This window comes from Streptomyces sp. NPDC016640 (assembly GCF_043076215.1).
Lineage (GTDB): Bacteria > Actinomycetota > Actinomycetes > Streptomycetales > Streptomycetaceae > Streptomyces.
In genome coordinates this window covers 127,384-154,293 of record NZ_JBIBRG010000015.1, presented here as the reverse complement: position 1 = coordinate 154,293, position 26,910 = coordinate 127,384, and the positions used below count along the sequence as shown (strand labels likewise).

Sequence of the window (26,910 nt, the reverse complement as noted above, 5' to 3'; positions counted from 1 at the left end):
GGAACCCGGCGGCGAGGAGGCCGCCGCCGGGTTCCACGCGCGGGTCAGCGGACAGCGGTGGCGGGGCCGACGGGGACGTCCCCGCGCAGTGTGATGCGGTGCATGACACGGTGCTGGTCGCCGTAGTCGCGGTTGGCGTAGTGGGCGGTGCTGCGGTTGTCCCACAGTGCGACGTCACCCGGCTGCCACCGGTGCCGCACGACGTGCTCGGGCTTGGTGAGGTGGGCGTACAGGATGTCGAGGATGCCGCGGCTCTCGTGCTCCGAGACGCCCACGATGTGCGAGGTGAAACCGGGGTTCACGAACAGGCCCTTGCGGCCGCTCTCGGGGTGCACCCGCACCACCGGGTGCTCCACCGGCGCCAACTGGGTGAACACCTCGCCCTCCCACAGATTGCCCCGGCCCTGCCGACGCTGGGCCAGGTAGTAACCGAACTCGCGGGTGCCGTCGTGAACGGCGGTCAGCGTGTCGACGTACGCCCGCAGGCCCGGCGACAGGGACTCGTAGGCGAGCTGGCTGTCGGCCCAGTTGGTGTCGCCGCCGTTGGGCGGCAGCACCACGGCCCGCAGCACGGAGATCGCCGGTGGCCGGCGCACGAACGTCACGTCGGTGTGCCACACGTCGGCGAATCCGTTGTCCTGACTGTCCAGGGAGTACACCTCGGGCGCCACGTCTCCGGAGTCGTGGACGGGATGCCCCACGGTGACTTCGCCCAGGCGCCTGCCGAAGTCGATCTGCGCGGCGTCGTCGAGACCGTGTTGGCCGCGCACGAACAGCACCTTGTACCTGACCAGTGCCTCGCGCAGGGCGAGGACCTGGTCGTCGTCGAGGCGGCCGAGGTCGATGCCGTGGATCTCGGCGCCGAAGTGGGGACCGAGTTCGGTGACCGGCAGCGTCGCCGTGGCGGGCCGCTCGCTGAGGATGCTCATGGTGTGTCCTTTCGCGTGGGTGGGAGTCAGGCCGCTGCGGCGGCCTTGACGGCGTGGGAGACGTGCGCGCGCAGTTCGGCGAACTCCCGGGAACCGCGCAGCTCTTCGGCGTCGATGTCGCCGCGGGGCAGGGTGATCGGCAGGTCCAGGGCGACGGTTCCCGGGCTCCTGGACAGCACGACGATGCGGGAACCGAGGAAGACCGCCTCGTCCGCCGAGTGCGTCACGAACACCGTGGTCCGCCCGGTCCGGTCGGTCACCCGGCGGACGTCCTCCTGGAGCCGTTCCCGGGTCAGCGCGTCCAGTGCCGCGAACGGCTCGTCGAGGAGCAGGAGCGGGTTGTCGGCGGCGAGCGCCCGGGCGATGGCGACACGTTGCTGCTGGCCACCGGAGATCTCCCAGACGCGCCGCTTCTCGGTGCCTTCCAGGCCGACCCGGGCCAGCAGCTCCGCGCGGCGCCCGGGCCACCGCGCGCGGTGCACCCCCGCGTACCGCAGGGCCAGGTCGATGTTGCCGCGCACGGTCCGCCACGGGAACAGCCGCGGCGTCTGGAACACCACGCCGGCCGCCCCGCCGGGCCGTGGCTCGGCCCCGGACACCCGCACCGATCCCTTCGTGGGCCGTTCGAACCCGGCGATCAGCCGCAGCAGAGTGCTCTTGCCGCAGCCGGAGGCGCCGACCAGGACCAGGAACTCCCCGGCCGGCACGGTCAGGTCGACCGGGCCGACGGCGGTGAAGGTCTCGCCTCCCCGGCCGTACCGGTGGGTGACGCGGTCGAGGCGGACGGACCCGGCACGCTCGGCGTCCGCCTCCTGCCGGATGCCGGTGAGCTCACTTGACGGCATCGGACAGCCCTTCGAGGTAGAAGGCCTTGCGGACGGCGTCCTCGGACGGTGCGGCGTCGATCTGCTTCTGGTCCGCCAGGAACCGACCGGTGTCGGTGACGTAGGTGAGGAGCTTGCCCGGGCTGCCGTCGGTACCGAGCCATTCGGCCGAGGCCACCTGCTCCGGGGTGAGGAACACGCCCTGCTTCAGCTGCGCCCCGGCGTCCGCGGCGCTGATGCCGAGTTCGGCCGCGACGGCCTTGACCGAGCCGTCGGGGTCGGACCTGAGCAGGCGCAGGGCTTCGGCCTCCGCCTTGCGCCAGGCGGCGATGGCCTGCGGGTCCTTGGCGATCAGGTCGTCCGAGACGACGGCGAGGTCGAGGGTGGGTTTGCCCGCCCCGCCGATCTCCTTGCTGCTGGTGAGCTGGGTGCCGGTCCTGCGCAGCTCGTCCAGGGTCGGCAGCCAGACGTAGGCGGCGTCGATGTCGCCGCGCTGCCAGGCGGCGAGGATGGCCTGCGGCTGCAGGTCGACGAGCTTCACGTCGGACGCCTTGAGCCCGGCCGCCGCCAGCGCGGCCAGTAGGCTGTAGTGCGAGGTGGAGGCGAACGGCGTGCCGATCGTCCTGCCCTTGAGGCCGGCGACGTCCGGGACACCGGTGTCCTTGCGTACCACCAGGGCCTCGTTCTCCCCGGCGACGTCGAGGATCCAGGCGACCTTGTACGGGATCGGCGAACTGCCGGACACTCCGCGGGCGAACGGGCTGGAGCCGAGGGCGGCGATGTCGAGGGACTTGCCCAGGAAGGCCTGGTTGACGCTGGCACCGGAGTCGAATCTGATCCAGGTGATCTCGTGGTCGGGCAGCGCCTTTTCCAGCAGCTTCTTGTTCTTCACGAGCAAGTCCCCGCTGGGGAAGGCGAAGTAGCCGATGCGCAGCCGTTTCGAGCCGCCGGATGTGGAGGCCTCGCTGTCGGAGGAGCAGCCGGTGACGGCCGCGGAGACGGCGGCCAGGGCGCCGGCGAGGAGGAGACGGCGGGACGGGCCTTGGGGTACTCGGGACATGGCGGAGCCGTTTCTGTGCAAAGGGGAGTGGGGGTTCTACGCGCGACCGCGCCAGGGAACGACCGCGCGTTCCAGCCGTAGCAGCAGGCCGTCGATGATCAGACCGGAGACGCCGATGGCGATGATGCCGACGAGCACGACGGGGGTGTTGTTGTAGTTGGCGGCGTCCTTGACCATGCCGCCGATGCCGGGCAGTCCGTTGACCAACTCGGCGGCGACCAGGGAGGAGTAGGCCACACCGACGGCGAGCCGCACCCCGGTGAGCGTCTCCGGCAGGGCGGACGGCACGACGACGTCCCTGACGACGTCCCACCGCGACCCGCCCAGTGCCCGGGCCGCCTCGATCAGGCTCTCGGGTACGGCGGCGACGGCGGTGGTGGTGGAGACCGCCACGGGCGGGAACGCCGCCACGGCCAACAGGGTGATCTTCGGCTCCTCGTTGATGCCCAGCCAGATGACGAGCAGTGAGAAGTACGCCAGTGGCGGCAGCGTCCGCAGGAAGGTGATCCAGGGTTCGAACAGCGAGCGCAGCCAGCCGACGGTACCCATGAGCAGGCCGAACAGCACCCCGAGCGCGATGCCGGCGCAGGCTCCGATCGCGATGCGGCGCAGGCTGATGCCCAAGTGCTCCACGAGGGTGGTGCCGTTGTATCCCCGCACGCCGTCATGGGTGGTGGACACGGTGACGAACGCGTCCCACACCTTGGCCGGTGGCGGAACGAGTGTGTCGCTCCACGTCCCGCTCGCAGCCAGTAGCTGCCACAGGAGGAGGAACAGCAGCAGCGAGCCGAGCGGCAGCGCGGCATGGCGCACGCGCACCCACGCCCTCCCCGTCGGCGGGCGGTTCTCGGGCCGTGCGCCGCCGGGCGTCACCGAGGTGTCGAGTTCGGACGGACCAGGAATTGCGGACATGTGGCGTCCTCCGGGGACGCAGGGACATCGGCAGTTGCCGTCGACCGGCAGGGGCAGCCGACCCCGAGCGGTAGTGGTACTGGAAGAAGACGGGTTCGCCCCCTGCGCCACCGGCGTCAGGGGAGGGGGAACGGCCCCGGCCGGGTGGCATCACCGGACGGGGGGCGCGTCAGGAAGTCCGCGTCAACAACAACAACACGAGCCCGCGCGTCGGCACAGGTCGATGACCAGGCGTCGCACCAAGGGCTCGGGAATCATGGCACTTTTCTACCGCAGCCCCGACTCCTCGCCAAGAGGTGTCCACCGATTGGAACGGTGGTTCCCGGAGCCGGGAGCCGGACGCCCGTGCACGCGGTGAAGTCGCGTAACGGGGGTACCGGCAGGGCAGTGCGTGACGGAATCGCCCGGGAGGACGACGATGAATGAAATGAGTCAGTTGCGGCAGCTCAGGGCCGTGTACGCGGGCGGTGTGGCCGCCTGGGCCTTCTGCCTGTTGCTGGCCATGGTCCAGGGCGAGGGGTCGGCACGCCAGACGGTCATGCTTCTCGGCCTGCTCGCCGCCTTCCTCGTTCTGCTGCTGTGGTCGACCTGGTGCCTGTGGGAGGCCGGGGCGCGCCGCTCGGCGGACCGCGCCGGGGGCACGGCGAGCGCACAGGCCGAACAGACCTGACGGAGCAACGGCCGACCCGGCCGAAAGCAGCGGAGGGGGCCGTGGCCGGCTGTCGCCGGGAGCGCATCGCCGCCGTAATGCCGGCGGTTGCCCCGGGACCGGTCCGGGAGGCCGCTCCACACGGCGTCGCGACCTTCGTGGCGGTCGCGGTCGGTGTCGGGTGATTCGAAGGGGCTTTCAGCGGAAGGGGCGGTGGGCCCGCTGCGGTGGCTCCCCGTGCGTCCGGAACTCCCTCCGGACGCCGTAGGCCGCCGTCACCATCGCCCGCCACTCCCGGCCGCCCTCCCAACGGGCCCGTCTGCGCGTCCACTCCTCCCCGGAGACTCCGAAGCGGATCTCCATGCCGTCCGCCGGGACGGCTCCCGTCTCGTCGCACTCCCGGAGAACGCGTTCCGCCGGGGTGAACAGCATCCCGCCGCGCCGTTCGTCGCCGGGCACCGGCCAGGAGTACAGGAACCCCTCACCCGCGTCCTCCGACGTCCGTGCGGCGAGCCGGACGCCGATCGGCGCGATCCCCATGCTCCGCCCTCCTCCGTCCCCACCGGCGACGGCGGGCCTACGCGGACCGATGCTCCCTCCACCGCGGACGCTGCCGGCCGGGGCCCGGCCACCGGCGCCCCGGACCCGGTGGAGGGCGTCTGCACCGGCCCGGTATGACCGCTTCCGTACCGGGCAGCACACAGGGGACCCGCGCCGGGGCGGCCCGGGTAAGGACACGCGAGAGGGAAAGGAACATCCGTGGACTGGCTGTTCATCGTGAAACCCGCGGAGACGGGCCCGGACGGCGGCTCCTCCGGCAAGGACCGCATGCTGCAACGCGCCGAGACCGCGCCCCGCCAGGAGTGGTGCCTGTCCAGGTGGCGGCGCATGGCCCCGGGCGACCGCCTGTGGATCTACTTCGCCGCGCCGGTACGGGAGATCGCCGCGGTGGCCGAGATCGAGGACGAGCCGTACGAGGTGGCCGGAAACCCCCGCCAGCCGTGGCGGTTCGTGGCGACGCTGGACCGGGCGGCGACTCGCCGGCTGCATCGCGACCCCGTCCCGCTGCACGCCCTGTCCAACCGGCACCCGCAAGGGGTCACCCGGGTGAAGGAGGGTGATCTGGCGCTCCTGCTGGAGCACGCGGGTCTGTGAGGACCCTCCAGTGGTAACCCCCGCGCGGGCGGGGAACGGGCATCCGAGACGTCTGGACACATCCCGCACCAGCCATGGCCGGTACTCCGCGCTCGACCCGATCGCCGCCCTCCCGCCGGATCGGGCCGAGGCGGTCCTGCTGCGCGTCGTGGCCGGACCGGACGGCCCGACCGTCCCGGGCGGGAGCTTCGCGTGATCGGCCGGTCCGGCCGTCTCAGTAGATGCTCAGGCCGGACGCCGACAGCCACTCCGTCACCAACTGGTAGTAGGTGAAACCTCCTGAGCCGCAGTTCCCACTGCCGGCGACGATGATGCCGAGAGCCGTGCCGCCCGAGAAGGCCGGACCGCCGGTGTCCCCGGGCTCGGAGCAGATGGTGGACCGGAACACTCTGTGGACGGTTCCCCCGCCGTGGTCGATGGTGAGGTTCACGGCCTGGACGGTCCCGCAGCGGTGTCCGGTGGTCCGTCCGACGTGGCAGACCGACTGCCCGACAGTGGGATTCGCCGCGTGGGTGATGTCGCGGGTACCGCTGCCGCCCCCCAGCGACACCTCGCCCGGGTAGGCGACCGCCGTATTGGTGTACCGGACGCTCGCGTAGTCGCCGTCCGGGAAACCGACTCCTGCGGTGACGCCGACGCCGACGGTCAGGGCGGCGTCGGCGTACCAGGTACGGGCGCCCTGGGCGCACCGGCCCGGAACGAGCGCGTACAGCGCGGAGCCGGAACGGGCGTTGAAGCCCACGGTGCAGCGGGTGCCGGTGCTGTAGAGGGTGTCGCCCCCGCGCACCGTGACGGCCGCCGCTCGCCCCGCTCGCTCCGCGGGGTGGGCGGCCGGTCCGATGGCGGCGGACCAGCCGAGGAGCAGCGCCAGTACGACGACGGCCCGGACGACGGTTCGAAGGGGTCTGTCGGAGCGCGAGGGACTCACGGCGGCCTCCTGTGGCATGTTCCTGCCATTGTGAATCTCCCCGACCCGGACGGTCAGGCCGAAAGCCGCCAACCACGGAGCGCGTGGACGGGGCCGCGGGCTCGCGGATCGCGGCGACGGTCGCGGGGCGGAGGCGCCGGCCGGGCGCGTGCACCACCCCGGACGGACCCGCCGGGTGGCCCGAAGGGCGGCGCCGAGCCATGCCGGGCGAAGCCGGACCCCTGGGACGGACGCTGGTCCGAGCAGATGTGGGGAGGATCCGCCCGGTCAGGCAATCACGAACTCCAGCTCGGGCCGGTCCCACGCCACCGCGGGTGGGTTCGCGGAGGCGGTCCCGGTGAACAGCGCGCCCACGCTGCGGTAGAAGCCCTCGGCCGGAGGGTGCGACACCACCCGGACACGGTCCAGCCCCGCCGCGCGCGCCTCGGACCTCATGTGCCCGACGAGCAGTCTCCCGATGCCGCGGCCCTGCGCCCCGTCCTCGACGAAGAGCAGGTCCAGCTCCGGCGGTACGAGGACCAGCGAGTAGAAACCGAGCACCCGGCCCGCGGCGTCGTCGGTGTCGACGGCCGCGAAGACACGATGGGCTTCGATGTAGTCGGGTCCGACGCGGTAGTCCGCGACCATCGCCGCGTACCGGCCCTCGTAGGCGCGCGAGCCGCGCACGAGTCGGGTGAGCCGCTTGGCGTCCCGGGCGACGGCTCGTCGTACGGCGATCTCGCCACGCGTGTGTGTAATACTCGACTGCATGTGCGGAATGTTACGCGCAGGGAGACAACCGGGTCGGCGGGCACCGGAACCGGACGCCGTCGTCGACCGGCCCACGTCGCCCGGCGTGGCCGGCGGAACGACCCCGTCGCCCGCGCGGCCGCGTCGCCGGCGGCAGCCGACGCCGGATGCCGCCGGGCCGCAGCGCCGGCCGGTCCGTGCTCACGCTTCGGGGCGCCGCCGGATATGGGCGGCGCGCGTAGTGCCCGGCATGACAAGCTGTGCTTCCACTGCCCGACCTCAGGAGGTCACCATGACTGCAGAGTCTTCATCGCAAGAGGGTTCGAAGACGGCTGACACCGAGAGCCGTGCCCTGGCGCCCGAGGAGGACGGCCAGTACGACCTGAAGGGCAAGTTCCGGGAGGCCTTGGCGCGCAAGCGGGACAAGCAGGCGCAGGCCGCGGCCCTCGCTGCGAACACCGACGCGTCGAAGATCCGTGGCGCGCACGGCCCGGCGTCGAGCCAGCGGTCGTTCCGGCGCAAGAGCGGCGGCTGAGTTCAGGCCGCGAGTACAGAGGCGACCGGCTCCTCCGGTTTCTCCGGCGAGGCCGTGCAGTCCTTGCGTGACGGTCCGCCGACAGGGTCGGCGGACCGTTCTGCCTTCCCTGGCGGGTGCTGGGCAGGGCGGTGGCTCCACCGACGTGTTGGGCCGGCGCCGGATTCCACTCCTCCGGCCGGGTCATCACCTGTATCCAGGGGGTGTTCAGCCTTTCATGAACACGGCCGAGGCCGTGCGAGCGTGGGTCTGCGGCTGGACCGTTTCGCGCGGCACGGCCGACCCCACCCCTACCGCCTGGGGATTCACCGTTGACGTCGGCCTGCCCGGGCATGTCGTACGCCACGTGCTGACCACCGCCGACGAAGCGGTCATCCGCAAGATCACTGAGGACGCCACCGCGCCCGGCGTATGGCTGAAGGCGCCCATGTCCCCAGAGGTGCTCGAGCCCTGGCTCGGGCCTGGATGGTCTCTCGCCGGAGGACCCGGCTTCCTGATGTCCGTCCCGCTGGACGCCGCCCGCTCCGAGGTCCCACCCGAGACGGCCGACGGCTACCGGTTGCGCACCTGGACCCGGGCCGGCGTCACTCGTGCCCTGGTGCGCACCACCGACGGGGCCTTCGCCGCGCGCGGGCAGATCGCCGTCGCAGGCCCCACCGCGGTCGTCGACCAGGTCGAGACCGACCCGGCTCATCAACGCCGTGGCCTGGGACGCCTGGTGATGCACGCGCTCGCCGACGCCGGCGCCGGACAGGGCGCGACAGAGGGCGTGTTGGTCGCGACGCCGGAAGGCCGGGCCCTGTACGGAGCGGCGGGGTGGCAGGTGCTGGCTCCGCTGACCGGCGCCCTGCGGAACTGAGGCCCACTCCGTCGTGGTCCCGGACCTTCCACGGCGAGGAGCCGCACGAGACGGCCCGTGAGTTGTCGGCGCGTGAGCCGGACGTGGTGCGGGGCGGTTCGTGCACCGGTTCGTGGTCGAAGCCGGCTTCGCCGGGCCCCGGAGTGTCCGGACCGCTGCCGGCCGGCGCGGGCCGGCGGCGCACGGGTCCGTTCACGCCGCCCCAGCCCTACGTGGCCCGGTACGCCCGGAGGAAGGTCCGTACCCCCTCGACGATGAGCGGCCGGACGCGGGTGTCCTCCGCGGCATTGGCGGAACCGAACCTGGTGAGCGCGACCGTGAAGGTCAGCGCGATGAACTGGTCGGCCGCGAGCCGGGCGTCGGGAACGTCGAGCAGTCCCGCGACGGCGAAGGCGGCGAACCGCTCGGCGAGCGCCTCCTCGGGGGTGTCGGCCATGGAGTTCTCCGGCAGGTGGCCGGATCTCGCCCGGACCAGTCGTTGCAGCGTCGCGTACTCCGCCGAGTCGAGCATGTCGGTCGAGATGCGCATCGAGAACGTGACCAGGGCGTCCTCGAGGTCGGCGGCTTCGGTGAGGCCGGTGAGGGTGTCGTCGAGGATGCGCCGGATCGTGGTGATCAGCGACCGGCCGACGGCGTCGACGGTTGCTTGCAGCAGCGTCTGCTTGTCGCCGAAGTAGTCGTAGACCGTCCGCTTGGACACCCCGGCCCGGGCGGCGACCGCGTCGACGCTGGTCCGGTCGAAGCCGTCGGCGAGGAACAGTTCCCGGGCAGCGGAAAGGATGGCGGCCCGCTTCTGCGTGGATCCTTCGCGCAGGGTCTTCGTGGTCGGCATGGCCGTATCCTAACCTGGCTACACTGCACGGTGTAGTGTATTTCTTGGTGGGGAGGTCGGCTTGAGGTCACGCCCCGGGAGTGGCCATCACGGTGGTGGGGGAGACCGGGATCCGGAGGTCACCCGCGTGACCCCGTGCCCTGTTCTCCGCCAAGTGGTGAGCAGTGCACGCGAGTTGAGGTCATGACCCGTGCCGCACGCGTACACCCGCTCCGCCCGGCGCGGCCACCTCGGGCACGGCTTCCCGGGGTTCACCTGCCCGCCGGACGGCCTCGGTCCGGTCCGCACAGCATCACGCACGCCGCGCCCCGCGTGAACGGCCGTCGTCCCCGCGCCGGTCCGGCGAGGCGGCAGCGCTACGCGCGCGGCCGGACCCTCACCCGCCCGGCAACGAAGGAAAGGACGTCCATGACCACGATCCTGGCTCCCCCGGTCCGCATCGGGAAGGCCGCCGTAGGGGCTCTCGGCGTGCTGGCAGCCGCCACCGGGGCCCTGGAGTCGGTGGTGACACCGACACTCCCGCTGTTGCAACGCGAATTGTCGATGAGTCCCGCCCAAGGGGCACTGCTCAGCATCACGATGCTCATCACCGGTGCTCTCGTCACGCCCGTCGCGGGCAACCTCGGTGACCGCTACGGCGGCAAACGGGTCATGCTCCGGCTGATGGCGGTGGTCTCGGCTGGTGGTCTGGTGTCCTCACTGGCGCCGAACCTGCCGGTGCTGTTGCTCGGTCAGGTACTCGAGGGCGCGATGGTGGGCGCGATGCCGCTGTCGTTCATCCTGGTACGCAAGCACCTCCCGACGGGACAGTCCCACGTGGCCATCGGGGCGGTCAGCGGGCTGTTCGTCGGCGGCGGCATGCTGGGCACGCTGATGGCCGGGCCCGTCGCGGAAGGGCTGTCCCGGCACTGGATGTTCGCGATACCGACGATGGCGATCGTCGTGGCGACCCTGTTCGTCCACGGGCTGGTGCCGAACGATCCGCCGGCCCGGTCGGACGCCAGGATCGACTGGCCCGGCCTGGTTCTCCTGAGCGGTGTTCTGCTGACGCTCATGTCCGGGCTCTCGATGGTGCCCAGCGCCGGCGGCCGACCACTCGCGCTCGGCGCCCTCGTCGTGCTCCTGGCCCTCCTCGTGACCGGGTGGGTCTTCGTCGAACGCCGGTCACCCTCGCCGATGGTCGATCTGCGCCTGCTGGCGAAGCCTGCGATGTGGAGCTCCTACGTGATCACGTTCGCCGTCTGCGCGGGTACCTCGGTGGCGACCTATCTCGTTCCGCAGCTGTTCGCGGTGTCCGCCGACGGGTACGGCTTCGGGGCCGGCTCCACCGACATCGGACGGTACCTGCTGCCCAGCACCGTCGCGGCGGCGATCAGCGGCCCGCTCGGCGGGGCGGCGTCGCGTCGTTTCGGCTCACGTGCAGTCGTCACGGCCGGAGTCGGCGTCATGACGGCCACGCTGGTCGCCCTGGCGTTCCTGCACACCGAGGTCTGGCACCTCGTCGTCGGCAAGGCGCTGATCGCCCTGGCCAGTGGTGTCTGCATCACGGCGATGGTCGTCAGGACCGCCACCGCCGTCGATCACGGCGACACCGGCACCGCCACGGGCCTGGTCCTGGTGACTCGCGTGATCGGCTTCGCCGCAGGCGTACAGGTCAGCGGCGCCGTCCTCACCGCCGGCACCCGCCCCGGGACGGAGGACCCGGCCGAATCGGCCTTCGGTACCGGCTTCGTCCTTGCGGGCGCCGTCACAGCACTGTCCCTGCTTGTCGTCCGCAGCATGAGCAAAGGAGTCAAGGCATGAGTCCCACCGATCCGTTGACGGATGTCCCTACCACGCCGAGGCGCAAGGTCCTGGTGTCGGGGGCCGGTACAGCGGGTTCCGCCCTCGCGTTCTGGCTGAACCGCTGCGGATACGCAGTCACGGTGGTGGAGAAGGCGGACACCCCGCGCAGCGGTGGTTACCCCGTCGACGTGCGCGGCACCGCACTCGAGGTCGTCCGGAGGATGGGGATCCTGCCGCAGCTGCAGGATGCGCAGATCGACTCGCGTCGGATCACCTTCCTCGACGAGGACGGCAGCGAGGTGGCCTCGGTCGATCCGCACACCGTCGCCGGCGGTGTCGCGGGACGGGACATCGAGGTGCGGCGCGGGGATCTGACCGACGCTCTTCACGCGGCGGTCCGTGACGACGTGGAATTCCTGTTCGGCGACTCCATCGACACCCTCGACCAGTACGACCACGGGGTCGACGTCACCTTCCGCGGGGGCGGCAGGCGTTCGTTCGACATGGTGTTCGGCGCGGACGGTCTGCACTCACGTACCCGGGAGTTGCTGTTCGGCCCCGAGGAGAAGTTCCACCGGTACCTCGGGTACTGCTTCGCCGGGTTCACCATGCGCAACACGTTCGGCCTCTCCCACGAGATCATGATGTGGAACACCCCGGGCAGGGCCGCGGCTCTCTACGCCGTGGAGGACAGCGCCACGGTGCACGCCTTCCTGAACTTCGCCCGGCCGGAACCACCGTTCGACGCGTTCCGTAAGCCGGAAGCCAAACGGGACCTGGTCGCGGCGGTCTTCGCCGACGCGGGCTGGGAGGTCCCGGGCATGATCGCCGCCATGCGCGACGCGAACGACCTGTTCGTCGACGTGGTCAGCCAGATCCGCATGCCTCGCTGGTCCAGCGGCAGGGTCGCGTTGGTGGGCGACGCCGCGTACGCGCCCTCGTTCCTCACCGGACAAGGCTCCAGCCTCGCGCTCGTCGGTGCGTACATGCTCGCCGGTTCCCTGGCCGACCGGGACGCCGCTGCCGGCTTCGCGGCCTACGAACACGGCACCCGTGAGTTCGTGACCGTGAACCAGGAGCAGGTCGGCGCGGGCGACGCCGCACTCTTCCCCACCACCGCCCGGGCGCTGGAACGGCGCAATGACATGCTGCGCAATCTCGGCACCATGCCCTCCACGGAGGGACGACCGGCCCACTCGGCCCTCACCCTGCCCGAATTCATGCCCATGAGGTGACTCCGGACGCGCGCCGCCGGTGGTCGCGGACCCGTGGCCGTCGCCGCGCTCTCCGGAAGGCGGCACGTCCGCGCGCGAGCCGGCGGAACCGGCCGTGTGTGCCGTACGGGCACCGGGCAGGGCGGTGATGCAGGCCACAGCAACTCGCTGTCCGATCGGTCAGGACTGACCGATCGGACAGTTATGGTGGAGGCATGGCACGATCCGCCTCCGCCCTGCGCGGTCAGATCCTGGAGTCGGCACTGCGGCTGTTCGCCGTGCACGGCTTCCGCGGCACCTCGTTGCAGGACATCGCCTCCGACGCGGGCTGCTCGAAGGCGTCACTCCTCTACCACTTCGCCGGCAAGGAAAAGATCCTCACCGAGCTGCTGACCCCGGCCCGGGACGCCCTCGCCACGCTGCTGGACCGCGTGGCCGGACTGGAGGGCGGCCGGCTGGTGGAGGAGACCGTCGTCGGATACGTCGACCTGACGCTGGGGTTCCGCCGCGAGATCCGGCTCCTCTTCGAAGACGTCGCCGAGATGTCCTGCCACCAGGACCTCAACGTCATGGAGCTGGCGGACGGGCTCCTGGACGCGCTGGCCGGCCGCTCGCAGCAGGCACCGGCCCGGGTGGCGGCGTGGATGGTGCTGGGCGCCGTCTTCATCACCGGTGCCGCCGATGACGAGGTGGCGCCGGACGAGGTGTTGCGCGCCGAAATGATCCGCAGTGCGCTGCGGACGCTTGACCACACCCCCAGTTGACCCCCTAACGGAAAGACCCTTTCTCCATGGCGACCTTGCTGTACCGGCTCGGGCGGTTCTCCTTCCGCAGAAGGGGCCGAATAGCCGCGGTCTGGCTGCTCCTGCTGACCCTGCTGGGTGTCGGAGCCGCCACCCTCATGGGCCCGACCAGCGACAAGTTCTCCATGCCGGGCACCGAGTCCCAGCGGGCGCTGGACGACCTCGACCGGCAGTTCCCGCAGGCCGGCGGAGCCACCGGTACCATCGTCGTCGCCGCGCCCGAGGGCGAGAAACTGGACCCCGCCGCGGTGGCACCCGTGGTGAAGGAAGCCTCCGGGATCGACGGCGTCACCGCCGCCATGGACCCGTTCCGGACCGGCTCCGTCTCCCAGGACGGCCGCTACGCCCTGATCCAGGTGCAGTTCGAGGAGGCCGCCGACGAAGTCACCGACGAGCAGAAGGCGGCCTACGAGGCCGTCGGCGCCGACGTCGAGGGTCTCCGGCTCGAGCACGGCGGCGAGGTGATGGGCGGTGAGGTGGAGATCGGCTCCACCGAGGCGCTCGGCGTCCTGGTCGCCGCGGTGGTCCTGGTCGTCACCTTCGGCTCACTGGTCGCCGCCGGCATGACCCTGCTGAACGCGCTGATCGGTGTCGCGGTCGGCATGGCCGGCCTCTTCTCCCTGACCGGTGTCATCGAACTGACCTCCACCGCCCCCGTCCTGGCGCTGATGCTGGGCCTGGCCGTCGGCATCGACTACTCGCTCTTCATCACCTCCCGCTACCGCCAGTACCTCGCCGGGGGACTCCAGCCCGAGGAGGCCGCCGGCCGCGCGACCGGTACCGCCGGCTCCGCCGTCGTCTTCGCCGGTGCCACCGTCGTCATCGCCCTGGCCGGTCTCTCCGTCGTCGGCATCCCGTTCCTGAGCGTGATGGGCCTGGCCGCGGCGGGCACCGTCGCCGTCGCCGTGCTGGTCGCCCTCACCCTGCTGCCGGCCTTCCTCTCCTTCGCCGGCAGGAAGATCCTGCCGCGCAAGCAGCGCCACGCGGACGGGCACACCGCCGAGGACGGCACCACCGCCGCCGAGGGCTTCGGCTTCACCTGGGGCCGGCTCGTCACCAAGCTGCGCGTCCCGCTCCTGGTCGTCGGCATCCTCGGACTGGGCGCGCTCGCCCTCCCGGCCCAGGACATGCGCATAGCCCTGCCGGACGCGGGCACCGCCGCCGAGGGTTCCCCCGCCCGCGAGGCGTACGACCTGACGTCCGAGGGCTTCGGCGAGGGCTTCAACGGCCGTCTCATCGCCGTCGTCAACGGTGAGGACGCACAGTCCACCGGGGCGGCCGCCGAGAAGGCCACCGCCCTCATCGAGGCCACCGACGGCATCCTGGCCGTGGCCCCGCCGCAGCTGAACGAGCAGGGCACCACCGCCCTGCTGGCCATCATCCCCGAGGCCGGCCCGACCGCCGCCGCCACCGAGGACGCCGTCCACGACATCCGCGACCGGGTCGCGGACATCGGGGGCGCCGACATCGCCCTCACCGGCGCGACCGCCCTGGGCATCGATGTCTCGGAGAAGCTCGGCGACGCCCTGCCGGTGTATCTGCTCCTGGTGGTGGGCCTGTCCGTCCTGCTGCTCATGCTGGTCTTCCGGTCGGTCCTGGTACCGCTGAAGGCAGCCCTGGGCTTCCTGCTCACCGTGGGCGCGACCTTCGGCGTCACCGTCGCCATCTTCCAGGAGGGCCACCTCGCCGGCCTGGTGGGCGTTGACACCCCCGGCCCGCTGGTGAGCTTCCTGCCGATCCTGCTCATCGGCATCCTGTTCGGACTCGCCATGGACTACGAGGTCTTCCTCGTCTCCCGCATGCGCGAGGACTTCGTCCACGGTGCCGACCCGCAGGCTGCCATGGTCAGCGGCATGGGCCACAACGCCCGCGTCGTCACGGCCGCCGCGCTCATCATGACGTCCGTGTTCGCAGGCTTCGTCCTGATGGACGACCCGATCATCAAGTCCATCGGGTTCGCCCTCGCCGTCGGCGTGGTCATCGACGCCTTCGTCGTCCGCATGGTGCTGGTCCCGGCGGTGATGTCGCTGCTCGGCCGTGCCGCCTGGTGGCTGCCCGGGCCCGTCGACAAGGTCCTGCCCGACCTCGACATCGAGGGCGAGAAGCTGAACCGGCGGCTGGCCGCGGAGACGCGGGAGGAGGCTCCCGTCCCGGTCTGACCCGCGCACCGGCCGGACCGGATCTCACCCCGGAGGACGGGACCCGCACCGCGGTCCCGTCCTTTTCCGTTCCTCCGCTCTCCTCACACTCTCCGCCCGCCCCGGGGGCGGACCCGGCCCCGTACGCCGCCGTGCGCGCTTTGCCGGGGACGGGGTGGTCACCGCTCTGTGAGGCGCGGGGCCTTCGTGACAGGGTGAGGCCATGAGGGATGACATCGGGGGAGGACGGATGGCGGAGCGCCGCTTGCATGACCTGCCCGGCTGTCCGGACCGTCCCGGCGGCGAGGGCGGCCGGATCGCTGCCGTCCCTGCCGACCGGCCCGTGCGTCCCCGTGCTCCAGGTGGTGGTCCTGCGTTGTCCGGCCTGGCCCGGTTACCGCGGGGAGCGGTGTCTCACCAGGTCTATGACATCGACCGGTGCCTGCTGCTGGAGGCTCGCGGTCACGGCGGGAGCGATCCCCGGGCGCGGGACCGCCACTGCGCGGCCGCCCGGCACGAGAACCTGCTCGCCCTGGCCGATGACGGCGCGGTCTCCGGGGTACGCGCGGCCTCCGAGCGCGAACGGGAGGCGGACCGGCGGGATCCCTCGCGCAGGGATCCCCGCGGTCACCTCCGCACGCAGGTTCGCTTCGAACGCGACCGGCTCCTCGAACGCCCCGAGGCGGTCGCGGCGTGAGCACCCTCGCGGCCCAGGCCATCGGCACCGGGAGGCTGGACCTGCTGCCGCTTCGCGTCGAGCACGCCGGGGAGATGGCCGCGGTGCTGTCCGATCCGGCCCTGCACACCTTCACCGGCGGCGCTCCGGACACCCCGCAGGCCCTGCGCTCGCGCTACCGACGCCTGACCGCGGGCTCACCCGACCCGGCAGTCTCCTGGCTGAACTGGGTGATCCGGCTCCGCGGCGAAGCCTGCCTGACGGGCACTGTCCAGGCGACGATCGGCTTCTCCGGCCACGGGGCCGTGGCCGAGGTCGCCTGGGTGGTGGGGACCCCGTGGCAGGGAAGGGGCATCGCCGGCGAAGCGGCCCGAGGACTCGTGGACTGGCTCTGCCGACAGCGGGTGCGGACCGTCATCGCCCACATCCACCCCGGCCATCGGGCATCCTCCGCCGTCGCCACCGCCGCCGGGCTCACACCCACCGACGAATGGCACGAAGGTGAGATCCGGTGGAGCCGGGGTATCGGGCGATGACTCCACCGGTCCACAGGTCTTCACCATCGCTCGCCCTCGTGCGGCCGGTCCCCCGGCCGTCGGGACCCGTGCCCGCACCTGACGCTGCAGCCCCCTGCCGGCCGATGCCCATCGTGGTCGACGACGAGGAGCAGTACTCCACCCGGCCCGCCGGCCGGGACGACCCGGCCGGGTGGTCGGACGCGGGCAGGACCGGCCCGAACGACCGGGGGCCCGCGCTGCGCGCCACCCTGGTGCGCAGCGGCGAGGAGCGGCACGTGCTGCTCGCAGCGCACCGCATCGTCGCCGGCCGGGCTTCGCTCACCGTGCTGGAGCATGAACCGGCCTGCCCGTAGGCGGTACTGGGCAAAGGCCGGCGCCGTCCATCGGTACGGGCCGCGGGGCGGGCGGAGGGGAACCCGCGCGAGCCCTGGGCGGGGCCCGGACAGGGGCGAGGGCCGGGGGAGTGCCCCGGCCCTCGCCGTCGGATGCTCCGCTTCATGCCGTGGGTGCCGCTCGCGACGTCACGGCAGGATCCACTTCTGGTTGGGTCCGGTGTGGCAGGTCCACAGATGGACGGGGGTGCCGTCGTTCCAGGTGCCGCCGGACGCGTCGAGGCACTTGCCGGACTGCGGGTTGCGGATCGTGCCGTCGGCCTGCGGGGTCCACTTCTGGGCGCCGGAGTCGTTGCAGGTCCACAGCTGGACTCTGGTGCCGTCCGCCGTGCCGCCGTCGGAGACGTCCAGGCACTTGCCGAGGACCTTCATGGCGCCGCCGGCCAGGGTCCACTTCTGGGCGTCGGTGCTGTTGCACGTCCAGATCTGCACCTGGGTGCCGTCGGCGGTCTGGGAGTCGGCCACGTCCAGACACTTGTTGTTCACCCCCTTCACCTCGCCCGTCCCGGACGCCGCACCCGGCAGCTTGTTCAGCGTGTACCAAGCCTCGGTGCTCCACAGCGATTGGCCGTCCGAGGAGCTGAACGGACGGGGCGAGCGGACGTGGACCACCCTGTCGGCCTTCAGGCCGGGGACGGACAGGGTGACCGTTCTGCGGTCGTCGGAGAGCGTCGCCGACTGTGCGGTGAGGGCCTCCTCGTCGACCTTGGGGCCGCCGTAGTCGGCGGTCGGCACGTAACGCCACTGCTTGATCTTGTAGCGACCGGTCAACCCGGCCGCCGTCTGCGTCGACAACGGCTTGGTGTACTCCAGTGCGAAGCCGCCCGGTACGGCGCGCATGGCCCGGATGTCGAAGGCGTTGCCGCCGTTGGGCGTCAGCTTCTGCAGGCCGTGACTGAGCTTGCCCTCCTGGCCCCAGTTGCCGCCCGCGCCCAGCCCGCCGGCGTACAGGGCGCCGTCCGGGCCTACGCTGATCCGGGTGACGCCGGCCTCCAGACCCTGGGTGAGACGGAAGACCGCCCCCTGGTACTCGCCGCCCACCTTCTCCAGGAACCCGCGCTGGATGCCGCCGTAGGTCACGTCGCCGAAGAGCATCTGACCGGCGAACGGACCCTCGGTCAGCAACAGGGGCGTACTGGGAGAGTTGGCGATCTCGTTCTGCGGCAGCCACAGCGCCGGCTTGGTCACCGGCAGGGCGTCGAAGGGCCCGTCCGGGTTGGTGTAGTGGTTGAAGAACCTGTCCTGCTTGATGTGCACCAGCTTCGACGAGGGCAGCCAGCCGCCCTGGTTGTCGGTGACGAACATGTCGCCCGCGGGTCCCCAGCCGATGCCGTTGGGGGTGCGCAGCCCCCCGGCGACGTAGGAGACCGCTCCGGTGTCCTTGCTCACCTTGATGGTGGTGCCGCGGTTCTGCGCCGGCTGCGGATCGGTGGTCGCGCCACCGTAGTTGATGGACACGGACAGGTTCAGGTAGAAGAACCCGTCCTTGTAGAGCAGGCCGAAGGCGAACTCGTGGAAGTTGCCGCCGAAGGGCCATGTCGCGACCCTCCGGTACTGGTCGGTGACCTCGTCGCCGTTGGTGTCGCTCAGCTCCGTCAGCTCGTGTTTCTGCGAGACGTAGAGCTTGCCGTCGACGTGCTTGATGCCCATCGGCTCCTTGAGGCCCGAGGCCACCTTCTTCACCGTCACCCTGTCCGGGCCGGTGCTTCCCGTGACGTTGCCCAGCAGGTAGACCTCACCCGTGGTGGTGTTGCTGCCGCCCCAGGTGGCCACGGCCAGCCGGCCGTCCGGCAGCCAGTCCATGGCGGAGACCTGCGGCTCGAAGCCGCTCGGACGGAGGCCGGTGAGGGTGTAGTTCGGGTGTACACCGGTCAGCGGCAGCCCGTCGCCCGGCGAGTCCGCGCCGCCCTCGCACTCCTTGCGCCCCGGCGACGTCACGCGGACGACGCCGGCGTCCGTGCTGAGCACCGAGTTCGGTACGACGGCGAAGCCGCCGGCGCCCGGGGGCTGCCAGGCCAGCGTGATCTGCTGACCGCCGTCGCGTTCGAAGTGCTCGATGCGCAACGCGTGGTGACCGGCCGGCAGCCGGACCGTGCCGTCCTTCGGGTCCGCGCCGTGCAGACCGTCGTGGTCGATCACCAGTTTGTCGTCGATCCACAGGCGGGAGCCGTCGTCACTGGTGAGCCGGAAGGTGTAGTCGCCCGTCTGAGGGGCGTCGAGGTTGCCGACGACCTGGGTGACGAAGTTGTTCTCCAGGCCGAAGTCGCCGGTGGAGGTCCAGTCGATGACCGGCATCAGCTTGTCGATGTTCGGTGTCTGACCCGGTTTCAGGGTGCAGATTCCACTCAACGGGGTCTGCACGTCGAAGACGCGCAGGGTGACACCCGGCTCCTGCGGGGGGAGGTCAGCGGCGTCCGAGTCGTCCGCGGGAGCCGGGGACGCGGACAGGCCGATGGCCCATAACGAAGCGATGAGCGTTCCGGTCAGGCGTCTGCCCAGCCGGCGGGAGTACAGCCGTGGATACACGTGACCTCCTGACGGTTCCTCATGGCACTGAGGAACGCGGTCCGGTAAGCGGGAGATCCACCGCTGCCGGGACGCGCCGTCGTCCCGGATACGGAGGCGTGCGAGTGGGGGCACAAGAGGCGTACACCGTCGCGTCGCACACAGTAGGGACTTCTTCCGCAGCCGTCCACGCTTTGTCATGAACGCGTATGAAGTTCCGGCCAGGCGCGCCGGCCCGCCGCTCCGGCAAGGAGCCCGCTCCCGCTGTGGCGTCCGGACGCCCGGCGTACCGGCGAAGGCGCTCTCACTCGGGCAGGCGGGACAGGACCGCGTCCAGCCCGAAGGCGAAGCGCTCCTCGAAGGACCCCTGCCGCAGGTGCGCCACGGTCTTCTGCAGCGCCGGGTACGTGTCGGCGGCAACGGCGTGCGCGAGGCGCTCGTCGCCCTGTGCCGGTGCCGCCTGCTCCTCCTGGGTCAGGCCGAGAGCGAAGTGGGTGACCGTCCACGCCGTCCACGCCGCCCGCTTCTCGTCCGCTCCCGCTTGGAGGAACGCGTCGACGAGACGGTCGGCGAAGCGCAGGGTGTGAGGCTCGGCCGGGTACGTGCCGGTGACCAGGGCGGCACCGTCGCGGTGCGCGAGCAGCGCCCGCCGGTAGCGGCCGGCCAGTTCCCGCGCGCGTTCCCGCGGCACGGCGGGCAGGTCGTCGTAGCGGATGCGGGCGAGGACGGCGTCGGCCATCAGCTCCAGCATCCGGGCCTTGGTCTTCACGTGCCACAGCACGGTGTTCATACGGACCCCGAGGCAGTCCGCCACCGCCCGGGTCGAAAGCCCTTCCAGTCCGCGCTCCTCCAGCACCCGCAGCGCGGCGTCGATCACGGCCGCGCGGGTGAGCCGGCCCGCGGCGCCTTCCCCGACTTGCTCATTGGTCACTGACCTAGTTTACTGCGGAGCAATTCTTGGTCGCTGACCAAGGTTCGAGGGAGAGGGGAAGGTCATGAACCACCAGGTCGTCGTCGGCGGCGCAGGCCCCGTGGGCCTGTGGCTGGCCGGCGAACTGCGCCGCGCCGGCATCACCGTCGCCGTCATGGAGACCCGCACCGAACGCGACACCCGTTCCCGCGCCCTGACCGTGCACCCGCGCACCATCGAGACGTTCGCCTCCCGCGGTGTCCACGAGCCCTTCGTGAGGGAGGGCATACCGCTGCCCGGCGGCCACTTCGGCGCACTGGAGTCCCGGCTGGACTTCCGCCGCCTGCCCAGCCCCTTCCCCTGCACCCTCGCCCTGCCCCAGGAACGCACCGAGGCACTGCTGGAGCAGCAGGCTCTCGAGCTGGGCGCGGACATCCTGCGCGGACAGGAGGTCATCGGTTTCACCGAAGCCCCCGACCGCATCGCCGTGCACATCACCGGCCCGCAGGGGCCCCGCACCCTTGAGGCGGCCTACCTGGTCGGCTGCGACGGCGCCCGCAGCACCGTGCGCCGGGCCGCCGGCATCGACTGCCCCGGCACCCCCTCCACCGTGCTCGGCTGGCTCGGCGACGTCATCCTCGACCAGCCCCCCGCCCCTGGCTACAGCCGTTTCGGCCCGGCGGGCACCCTCATGGCCGTACCCATGCCCGGCGGCGTTCACCGCCTGGTCGGCATCACCCCCCGCGACCTCACCACCACCTGGCCCGGCGACCTCACCGTGGACGAACTGCGCGAGAACGTCACCGCCGTGGCCGGCACCGACTTCGGCATGCGCGACCCCATCTGGCTCTCCCGCTACGGCAACGCCACCCGCCTGGCCACGCAGTACCGCAAGGGCCGCGTCTTCCTCGCCGGTGACGCCGCCCACCAGCACTTCCCCGCCGGCGGCGTCGGCATGAACGTCGGCATCCAGGACGCTGCCAACCTCGCCTGGAAGCTGGCCGCCACCCTCAACGCCTGGGCCCCCGAGGCCCTGCTGGACACCTATCACGCCGAACGCCACCCGGTCGGCGTCAACCTCACCGAGACCAGCCGCGCCCAGGTCGCCCTGATGACCGCCTTCACCCCCGAGGGCCTGAGCCTGCGCGGTCTGCTCGCCCGGCTGATCGGCACGCTGCCCGACCTCAACGACCACCTGGCCGCCCAGGTCAGCTCACTCGCCGTCACCTACCCGCCCGCCGACCCCCACGCGCACCCGCTGACCGGGACCCGCGCCCCCGACCTCGCCGTCGGCGACACCAGCCTGTTCGCCCTGCTGCGCGCCGACAGCTACCTCCTGCTGGACCTCACCCCCGACGGCCGCCTCGGCCGGTTCACCCGGCCCGGTCTGCACGTACACACCGGCACCCCGCACCTGCCCCCGGCCGACTGGGCCGGCGTCCGCGCCGTCCTCGTCCGGCCCGACGGCCACATCGCCTGGGCCGGCGCCCGCCACGACGACACCGCCCTCACCGACGGCCTCGGCGCCGCCCTCGCCCTCACGCACCGGGGGCGAGCCGTTCCGTGACCATCCGGTGCGGCCACCCGCCCGCCCGGTACGTCACGCCCGGCCCCCTCCGCCTTTCCGGGCGGACCGTCCTGCAACACGTTCGGCGCTCCCCTGCGTGCCACCGGCGCCGCGATCCGCTCCGGGGCGGTGACGCCGAGGACCACCGGCGCGATGCCGGCAGCCCGGACGGCCCCGGCGTCGCTGTCGCGCCGGACACCCCCACCGCCGCGGCGCGCTTCCCGTCGTCCGCCGGACGTGCTCATCAGGACGTGACCGATCGATCGCCGTCCGGGGGCGACCGCCGGGCCCCGCTGTCACCGAGCGGCCTTCCGGCCGGTGCCGGCGGGGCCGGCGGACGTACGGAGTCCTACCTGAGTGTGATCGCGTAGACCTGCACCCGAGGATCGTTCTGCAGGCCGATGGAACGCACCGTCCTCGACGCGTCGAGGTCCGCCGAGGAACCGAACAGACGCACCGGCGGGCCGTCCACGCCCTGTCCACGCTTGATCCGGTGCGGCATCTCCAGTGCCACGGAGCTGCCCTGCGGTGCCGTTCCCGCCCAGTCGCCCACGGTGACCGGCACCTCGGCGGTGGTTCCGTCGGTGTAGCGGACGCTGAGCATGGTCGTCACCGGGCCGTGGTGGGCCGTGGCGACCAGGCGCAGCGCGCTGTACGACCCGGCCGGGAGCAGCATCGACTGACCGCGGGCCTCGACGAAGTTCGGGGCCGTCCCGGACGGATCGGGAGCGTCGTAGGTCACGCCGTCCCAGACGACCGGACCCGCCGCGGGCAGCAGATCACCGTCGTAGCTCCACCCCGATCCGTCGAAGTCGCCCTCGCCGGAAGCCGCGACGGTCGCGGTGCCGTCGTGGTTCACCTCCTTGCCGAGGTCCACGGCACACTCCTCGCCGGGGTCCGCCGCGCAGCGGGCCGCGGCGCGCACCTCGATGGTCGCCGTCCGTTCCACGCTCCGCACCCCCTTCGCGGTCGCCGTGATCCCCACGGTGTACGAACCCGGCGCGGTTCCGGCCGGCACGCTCACGTCCACCGCCGCGGTCCGCTGGACCGGAAGCCGATGCGAGGTGAGCGAGAAGGGCTCGGAGGTCTTCACGGTCCAGCCGCTGGGAGCCTTCGCGCTCACGCCCACCCGCAGCGTGCCGGGGGACTGGCCCAGCACGTCCAGCTTCAGGCGGACGCTCTGTGCGCTGTCGGCCGTCGGCAGGACGTCGGAGCCGGTGCGCAGTGACGCGTCGAGGTGCCGGCGGGAGTCGGCTGCCGCGCGGTTCACGGACGGCGGCTCCGCCCCCTTGCCCGTGCCCCATGCCGACGGCTTGCCGGTCATCTCGAAGGCCAGGCTTCCGCCCTTGGCGACCGCGTCCCAGTCCAGCCAGGTGGCGCGCAGGTCCTTCCCGCCGAACTCCGCCTGCTTCACGTAGCGCCGGGTGTCGCTCGTACCCGGTGCCTCGACGGTCAGGGTGCCGCCCTGCTCGTTGCCGTAGGCGCCGATGCGAATGACCGCCGACGGGAACTGCGGGCTGGACACGGCGAGGAAGTCGCCGCCGTTCGTCGTCGGGTACAGGCCCAGGGAGGAGAAGACGTACCAGGCCGACATGGTGCCCAGGTCGTCGTTGCCGGTCATGCCGTCGGGCCCGTCCGTGAAGAGCGTCATCGCGGCGCGGACCACGGTGGCGGTCTTGGCGGGTGCCCCGGCCCACAGGTACATGTACGGGGAGTGCAGGTCGGGCTCGTTGTTGGGGTTGTAGGTCGGCTTCCCGTAGTAGTCGTACGGTGCCGAGATCCAGTCCTCGCGAGCGGTTCCGGCCGGGTCCGCGAGGAGTTCGTCGTAGGCGAAGAAGGCGTCGAGCCGCTTCTCGGTCTCCCGCTTGCCGCCCATCAGGGACACCAGGCCGGCCGGGTCCTGGGGCACCAGCCACTGGTACTGGTAGGCGCCGCCCTCATGGAACTGGTGGCCCGCCTCGACGGGGTCGTAGGGCGTCAGCCAGGTGCCGTCGGTCGTGCGCGGCCGGAACTGCTGGATGGAGGAGTCCCACAGGTTCCGGTACCACTGGCCGCGTGCCGCGAACATGCGGGCGTCCGCGGTGTGTCCCAGTCCCTTGGCCATCAGGGCCAGCGACGCGTCCGCCGCCGCGTACTCCAGGGTCGCCGAGGCGGGATGACGGCAGTCGTTGTCGCCGCCCTTGTCCGGACAGTCCTTCCCCGGTTCCAGCCCGCTGGGGATGTAGCCGCGTTCCTGGTACTCGGCGACTCCCGCACGGCCGTTGTAGGGGGAGTCGTCCGGCGGCGTGCTGAGGGCGTTCTTCCTGAGAAGCGCGTACGCCTCCTTCTCGTGGCCCGCGAGCAGGCCCTTGGACCACGCCTCGACGAGGAAGGGAGTCACCGGGTCGCCGGTCATGATGTTGGTCTCGCTGTTGGCGAGCGACCAGCGCGGCAGCCAGCCGCCGTCCCGTCCGATCGCGACGACCGACAGGGCGACATCGCGGGCGACCTTCGGCTGCAGCATCTGGAGCAGTTGGTTCTGCGGCCGGTGGGTGTCCCACAGCGACAGGTTCTGGTACGGCGTGAACCCGGACGCGGTATGGGTCTTGCCGTCGAAGCCCGCGTACCGGCCGTCGACGTCCCCGGCGATGTTCGGGTGCAGCTGCGCGTGGTAGAGGGCCGTGTAGAACGCGCGTCGCCGCTCGGCGGACCCGCCGTCGACGGTGACGGCGGCGAGCTGCCGCTCCCAGGTCGCCTGCAGCGCCGCGCGGGTGGCGTCGAAGTCGTAGGAGTCGTCCGTCTCCGCCTTCAGGTTCTTCCGGGCGCCCTCGACGCCCGTGTAGGAGAGTCCCACCTTGACGACGACGTCACGGTCGGCGCCGGCGTCGAAGGTCACCCAGGCACCGTTCCCGCCCTCACCGGCCGCGTCCCGTCCACCGGGAGCGGGGGTGCTGCCCCGCCAGGTGCCGTGCGAGGCGAACGGCCTGTCAAAGGTCGCTGTGAAGTAGACGGTGTGCCGGTCCTTGCCCGCGCAGAAGTTGCCCGCCTCGACACGGCCCTCGACCGTCCGGTCGCCGACGACATGCACCTCCGAGCTGTACACCCTCTGGTTGGCCTTGCCCGTGTTGAACAGGACGTTGGCGCGGTCGGTCGAGGGGAAGGTGTAGCGCTGCCATCCCGTGCGGGGTGTGGCGGTCAGCTCGGCGTCGATGTCGTACGTCTTCAGCCCGACGCGGTAGTAGCCGGGTTCGGCGTCCTCGTCGTCGTGCGAGTAGGCCGAGCGGTAGGCATCGGGGTCGACGCTGTTCACCGCTCCGGTCGTCGGCATGAGCGGCAGTTCGCCCATGACGGAGCAGCCGACGCCGGAGAGGTGGGTCTGGCTGAATCCGTGGATCTTGTCCTGCTGGTAGTCGTAGCCTCCCTGGCCGCCGGTGTCCGGGCTGACCTGGACCATGCCGAAGGGGGCACTCGCGCCGGGGAAGGTGTTGCCGAAGTTCTGTGTGCCGATGAACGGGTTGACCAAGGAGGTGAGCGGGGGAGTGGCTGCTGCGGTGCCCTGGGCGGCGGCCGGCGCCGGACCCAGGGCACCGCCGGCGACGAGCAGTGCGGCGAGGACTGTCGATGCGCGGTTGCGCCATCGACGGAGGGGTCTGTGCATGGAAACGGTCTCCTGTTCCTCTTGCAGCGCGATCAGCAGCCCTGGCTGGATGGAAGCGGACTAGATCATGCGTCTGACATCGTTGTCAATACCCCTGGCGCCGACTGGTACCGCCCCATCGCCCCGGCCCGGAGCACCACCTGATCACCGAGGGGCACGGCACCTCGCTCGCGGTCCCGCTGCCCGGCGGCCGACGGCCGGCGACCGGCGGCCGGTGGCTCTGTTCCCCTCCCGCCGACGGAGCGGGGCGTGATGGCCTCCGCCCCGGTCCTGCGGCCGCCCGACGCCGGACGCTTCGGATCAGCCCTCGCCCGGCACGGACCCGGTGGCCCCCGGACCGGCGAACGGGCCCTTCCCCAGCCCTGCATCCCAGAGGCCGGACGCCTGTCGCCCCACGCGCTGGGGGGCGTTTCGGCGGGGGTGGGGGGCGTGCCCCCGCCTCTCGGCCGGCTCCCCGGCCGTGCCGTGTGAACGCTGTGGTCACGGTGCAGGACGTTCGATGCGCAGCGCGTGCTGGTCGTGGCGGAGGGTGTACCCGCCCTCGCCGTCGCCGAAGTGCCGCCGGACGTACGCCTCGACCGCTTCCCGGGGCGGGGCGGGGATGCCAGGGACGCTCAGGTGGAAGCAGGCGACCGCGACGGTCTCGTCCACGTCCCGGCTGCGGTATCGGGCGGGCACGACGTTCGGCGCGGCGCCACGGGCCAGACCGGGTGGAAGCGCGTCGAGTTCGTCGGCGAGTTCCCTCAGGTCGAAGCGCAAGCCGGTGAAGTGACGCACCATGCGCATGCAGGGGTTGTCGGGGTCCTGCAACAGGACGAGCAGCACCCCGCCCGGCGCCACCCAGTCCATGATGCGTGCCACCGTCGTTGCCCACTGCGTACGCGGGACGTAGTACAGCACGTGGGAGAGCAGGGCCAGATCGGCCTGCGCTTCCACCGGGGCCTCGAGGATCGGTGAGGCCACCACCCGGGCCCGCGGGCAGGCCCGGGCCAGGGCGCGCCGCATCGGTGCGCTGGGCTCGATGCACACGGTGCGCTGGAACAACGGGGCGAGATGCCGCGTCGTGGTGCCGTCGCCGGCGCCCACGTCCAGGAAGACCCGTCGGACGGGCAGCCGTTCGACGATGCCCCGCAGGTAGGCGTGGGTGTTGGCCTTCTCGTCGCTGCCGGCGAGGAACCGGCCGAGGGCGTCCCGGTAGGCGTCCTCGTCCGTTTGCGGGCTCCTCGCCCCCGCAGACCCGTGCCGTTCCATTTCCGCGGTCCCTTCCTCACGAGCGGCGCGTCCACCCGGCGCGCTTCCGGTGATCCGCCGACGTCGTGACAATGACACGGTCGGCAGGTCCGCCCGCCGAGC

General features: G+C 71.8%; 24 protein-coding genes. 12 read left to right on the top strand and 12 right to left on the bottom strand.

Annotated features, from left to right (window positions below; all coding sequences use genetic code 11):
* Positions 1-44: 44 nt before the first annotated feature.
* The 4 genes from ACF07S_RS27200 to ACF07S_RS27185 are packed head-to-tail and all read right to left on the bottom strand — an operon-like array spanning position 45 to position 3,725.
* A complete protein-coding gene (locus tag ACF07S_RS27200) occupies positions 45-929 on the bottom strand; it encodes a TauD/TfdA dioxygenase family protein (protein ID WP_391966751.1) in 885 nt (294 codons plus the stop codon).
* Between the two features lie 26 nt (positions 930-955).
* On the bottom strand, positions 956-1,774 hold the full coding sequence (locus ACF07S_RS27195; RefSeq protein ID WP_391966750.1) for an ABC transporter ATP-binding protein: 819 nt from the start codon (positions 1,772-1,774) through the stop codon (positions 956-958).
* Positions 1,761-2,813 carry an ABC transporter substrate-binding protein gene (locus tag ACF07S_RS27190; protein ID WP_391966749.1) on the bottom strand — a complete coding sequence of 351 codons (1,053 nt, stop codon included), beginning with the start codon at positions 2,811-2,813 and terminating at the stop codon, positions 1,761-1,763. The genes ACF07S_RS27195 and ACF07S_RS27190 overlap by 14 nt, the downstream gene beginning before the upstream one ends.
* Positions 2,814-2,849: 36 nt before the next feature.
* Positions 2,850-3,725: an ABC transporter permease gene (locus ACF07S_RS27185; protein WP_391966748.1), complete on the bottom strand. Its 876-nt coding sequence runs from the start codon at positions 3,723-3,725 to the stop codon at positions 2,850-2,852.
* A gap of 427 nt (positions 3,726-4,152) precedes the next feature.
* On the opposite strand from ACF07S_RS27185, the gene ACF07S_RS27180 reads away from it, so the two are divergent.
* Positions 4,153-4,395 (top strand): hypothetical protein, encoded by a 243-nt coding sequence (locus tag ACF07S_RS27180; protein WP_391966747.1) that lies wholly within the window; start codon positions 4,153-4,155, stop codon positions 4,393-4,395.
* A gap of 177 nt (positions 4,396-4,572) precedes the next feature.
* Here ACF07S_RS27180 and ACF07S_RS27175 read toward each other — a convergent pair whose 3' ends face one another.
* Positions 4,573-4,914, bottom strand: coding sequence for a hypothetical protein (locus ACF07S_RS27175; protein WP_391975361.1), 342 nt, complete (start codon positions 4,912-4,914; stop codon positions 4,573-4,575).
* A gap of 219 nt (positions 4,915-5,133) precedes the next feature.
* Here ACF07S_RS27175 and ACF07S_RS27170 point away from each other — a divergent pair, with 219 nt between their 5' ends.
* Positions 5,134-5,529, top strand: coding sequence for a hypothetical protein (locus ACF07S_RS27170; protein WP_391966745.1), 396 nt, complete (start codon positions 5,134-5,136; stop codon positions 5,527-5,529).
* A 214-nt stretch (positions 5,530-5,743) separates the two neighbouring features.
* Here ACF07S_RS27170 and ACF07S_RS27165 read toward each other — a convergent pair whose 3' ends face one another.
* Positions 5,744-6,457, bottom strand: coding sequence for a S1 family peptidase (locus tag ACF07S_RS27165; RefSeq protein ID WP_391975360.1), 714 nt, complete (start codon positions 6,455-6,457; stop codon positions 5,744-5,746).
* A gap of 267 nt (positions 6,458-6,724) precedes the next feature.
* Positions 6,725-7,207, bottom strand: a complete 483-nt coding sequence (locus ACF07S_RS27160; protein ID WP_391966743.1) for a GNAT family N-acetyltransferase — start codon at positions 7,205-7,207, stop codon at positions 6,725-6,727.
* A 271-nt stretch (positions 7,208-7,478) separates the two neighbouring features.
* On the opposite strand from ACF07S_RS27160, the gene ACF07S_RS27155 reads away from it, so the two are divergent.
* Both ACF07S_RS27155 and ACF07S_RS27150 read left to right on the top strand, forming a co-directional pair.
* Positions 7,479-7,721, top strand: coding sequence for a DUF5302 domain-containing protein (locus ACF07S_RS27155; RefSeq protein ID WP_391966742.1), 243 nt, complete (start codon positions 7,479-7,481; stop codon positions 7,719-7,721).
* Between the two features lie 217 nt (positions 7,722-7,938).
* The gene (locus tag ACF07S_RS27150) at positions 7,939-8,580 is read left to right on the top strand and encodes a GNAT family N-acetyltransferase (RefSeq protein WP_391975359.1); all 642 of its coding nucleotides are present in this window, start codon (positions 7,939-7,941) and stop codon (positions 8,578-8,580) included.
* Between the two features lie 208 nt (positions 8,581-8,788).
* Here ACF07S_RS27150 and ACF07S_RS27145 read toward each other — a convergent pair whose 3' ends face one another.
* The gene (locus ACF07S_RS27145) at positions 8,789-9,412 is read right to left on the bottom strand and encodes a TetR/AcrR family transcriptional regulator (protein WP_391966740.1); all 624 of its coding nucleotides are present in this window, start codon (positions 9,410-9,412) and stop codon (positions 8,789-8,791) included.
* A gap of 408 nt (positions 9,413-9,820) precedes the next feature.
* Here ACF07S_RS27145 and ACF07S_RS27140 point away from each other — a divergent pair, with 408 nt between their 5' ends.
* The 7 genes from ACF07S_RS27140 (at position 9,821) to ACF07S_RS27110 (ending at position 16,899) form a co-directional block, all read left to right on the top strand.
* Positions 9,821-11,215 carry an MFS transporter gene (locus ACF07S_RS27140; RefSeq protein WP_391975358.1) on the top strand — a complete coding sequence of 465 codons (1,395 nt, stop codon included), beginning with the start codon at positions 9,821-9,823 and terminating at the stop codon, positions 11,213-11,215.
* The gene (locus ACF07S_RS27135) at positions 11,212-12,432 is read left to right on the top strand and encodes an FAD-dependent monooxygenase (protein WP_391975357.1); all 1,221 of its coding nucleotides are present in this window, start codon (positions 11,212-11,214) and stop codon (positions 12,430-12,432) included. The genes ACF07S_RS27140 and ACF07S_RS27135 overlap by 4 nt, the downstream gene beginning before the upstream one ends.
* A gap of 194 nt (positions 12,433-12,626) precedes the next feature.
* Complete coding sequence (locus ACF07S_RS27130) at positions 12,627-13,175, top strand: TetR/AcrR family transcriptional regulator (RefSeq protein ID WP_391966737.1); 549 nt, start codon at positions 12,627-12,629, stop codon at positions 13,173-13,175.
* A gap of 26 nt (positions 13,176-13,201) precedes the next feature.
* Positions 13,202-15,373: an MMPL family transporter gene (locus ACF07S_RS27125; protein ID WP_391975356.1), complete on the top strand. Its 2,172-nt coding sequence runs from the start codon at positions 13,202-13,204 to the stop codon at positions 15,371-15,373.
* 388 nt (positions 15,374-15,761) lie between these two features.
* Positions 15,762-16,049 carry a hypothetical protein gene (locus ACF07S_RS27120; RefSeq protein ID WP_391966735.1) on the top strand — a complete coding sequence of 96 codons (288 nt, stop codon included), beginning with the start codon at positions 15,762-15,764 and terminating at the stop codon, positions 16,047-16,049.
* Positions 16,046-16,564 (top strand): GNAT family N-acetyltransferase, encoded by a 519-nt coding sequence (locus tag ACF07S_RS27115; protein ID WP_391966734.1) that lies wholly within the window; start codon positions 16,046-16,048, stop codon positions 16,562-16,564. The genes ACF07S_RS27120 and ACF07S_RS27115 overlap by 4 nt, the downstream gene beginning before the upstream one ends.
* Before the next feature lie 104 nt (positions 16,565-16,668).
* The gene (locus tag ACF07S_RS27110) at positions 16,669-16,899 is read left to right on the top strand and encodes an MbtH family NRPS accessory protein (protein ID WP_391975355.1); all 231 of its coding nucleotides are present in this window, start codon (positions 16,669-16,671) and stop codon (positions 16,897-16,899) included.
* Positions 16,900-17,067: 168 nt separating this feature from the next.
* Here ACF07S_RS27110 and ACF07S_RS27105 read toward each other — a convergent pair whose 3' ends face one another.
* Both ACF07S_RS27105 and ACF07S_RS27100 read right to left on the bottom strand, forming a co-directional pair.
* Positions 17,068-19,464 carry a ricin-type beta-trefoil lectin domain protein gene (locus ACF07S_RS27105; RefSeq protein ID WP_391975354.1) on the bottom strand — a complete coding sequence of 799 codons (2,397 nt, stop codon included), beginning with the start codon at positions 19,462-19,464 and terminating at the stop codon, positions 17,068-17,070.
* A gap of 283 nt (positions 19,465-19,747) precedes the next feature.
* Positions 19,748-20,374: a TetR/AcrR family transcriptional regulator C-terminal domain-containing protein gene (locus ACF07S_RS27100; protein WP_391975353.1), complete on the bottom strand. Its 627-nt coding sequence runs from the start codon at positions 20,372-20,374 to the stop codon at positions 19,748-19,750.
* A gap of 64 nt (positions 20,375-20,438) precedes the next feature.
* On the opposite strand from ACF07S_RS27100, the gene ACF07S_RS27095 reads away from it, so the two are divergent.
* Positions 20,439-21,920 (top strand): FAD-dependent monooxygenase, encoded by a 1,482-nt coding sequence (locus ACF07S_RS27095; RefSeq protein ID WP_391966730.1) that lies wholly within the window; start codon positions 20,439-20,441, stop codon positions 21,918-21,920.
* 349 nt (positions 21,921-22,269) lie between these two features.
* Here the strand turns inward: ACF07S_RS27095 and ACF07S_RS27090 are convergent, their stop codons facing one another.
* Together ACF07S_RS27090 and ACF07S_RS27085 are read right to left on the bottom strand one after the other, a co-directional pair.
* Complete coding sequence (locus ACF07S_RS27090; RefSeq protein ID WP_391975352.1) at positions 22,270-25,557, bottom strand: GH92 family glycosyl hydrolase; 3,288 nt, start codon at positions 25,555-25,557, stop codon at positions 22,270-22,272.
* Positions 25,558-26,037: 480 nt separating this feature from the next.
* Positions 26,038-26,808, bottom strand: a complete 771-nt coding sequence (locus tag ACF07S_RS27085; protein ID WP_391975351.1) for a class I SAM-dependent methyltransferase — start codon at positions 26,806-26,808, stop codon at positions 26,038-26,040.
* Positions 26,809-26,910: the final 102 nt, after the last annotated feature.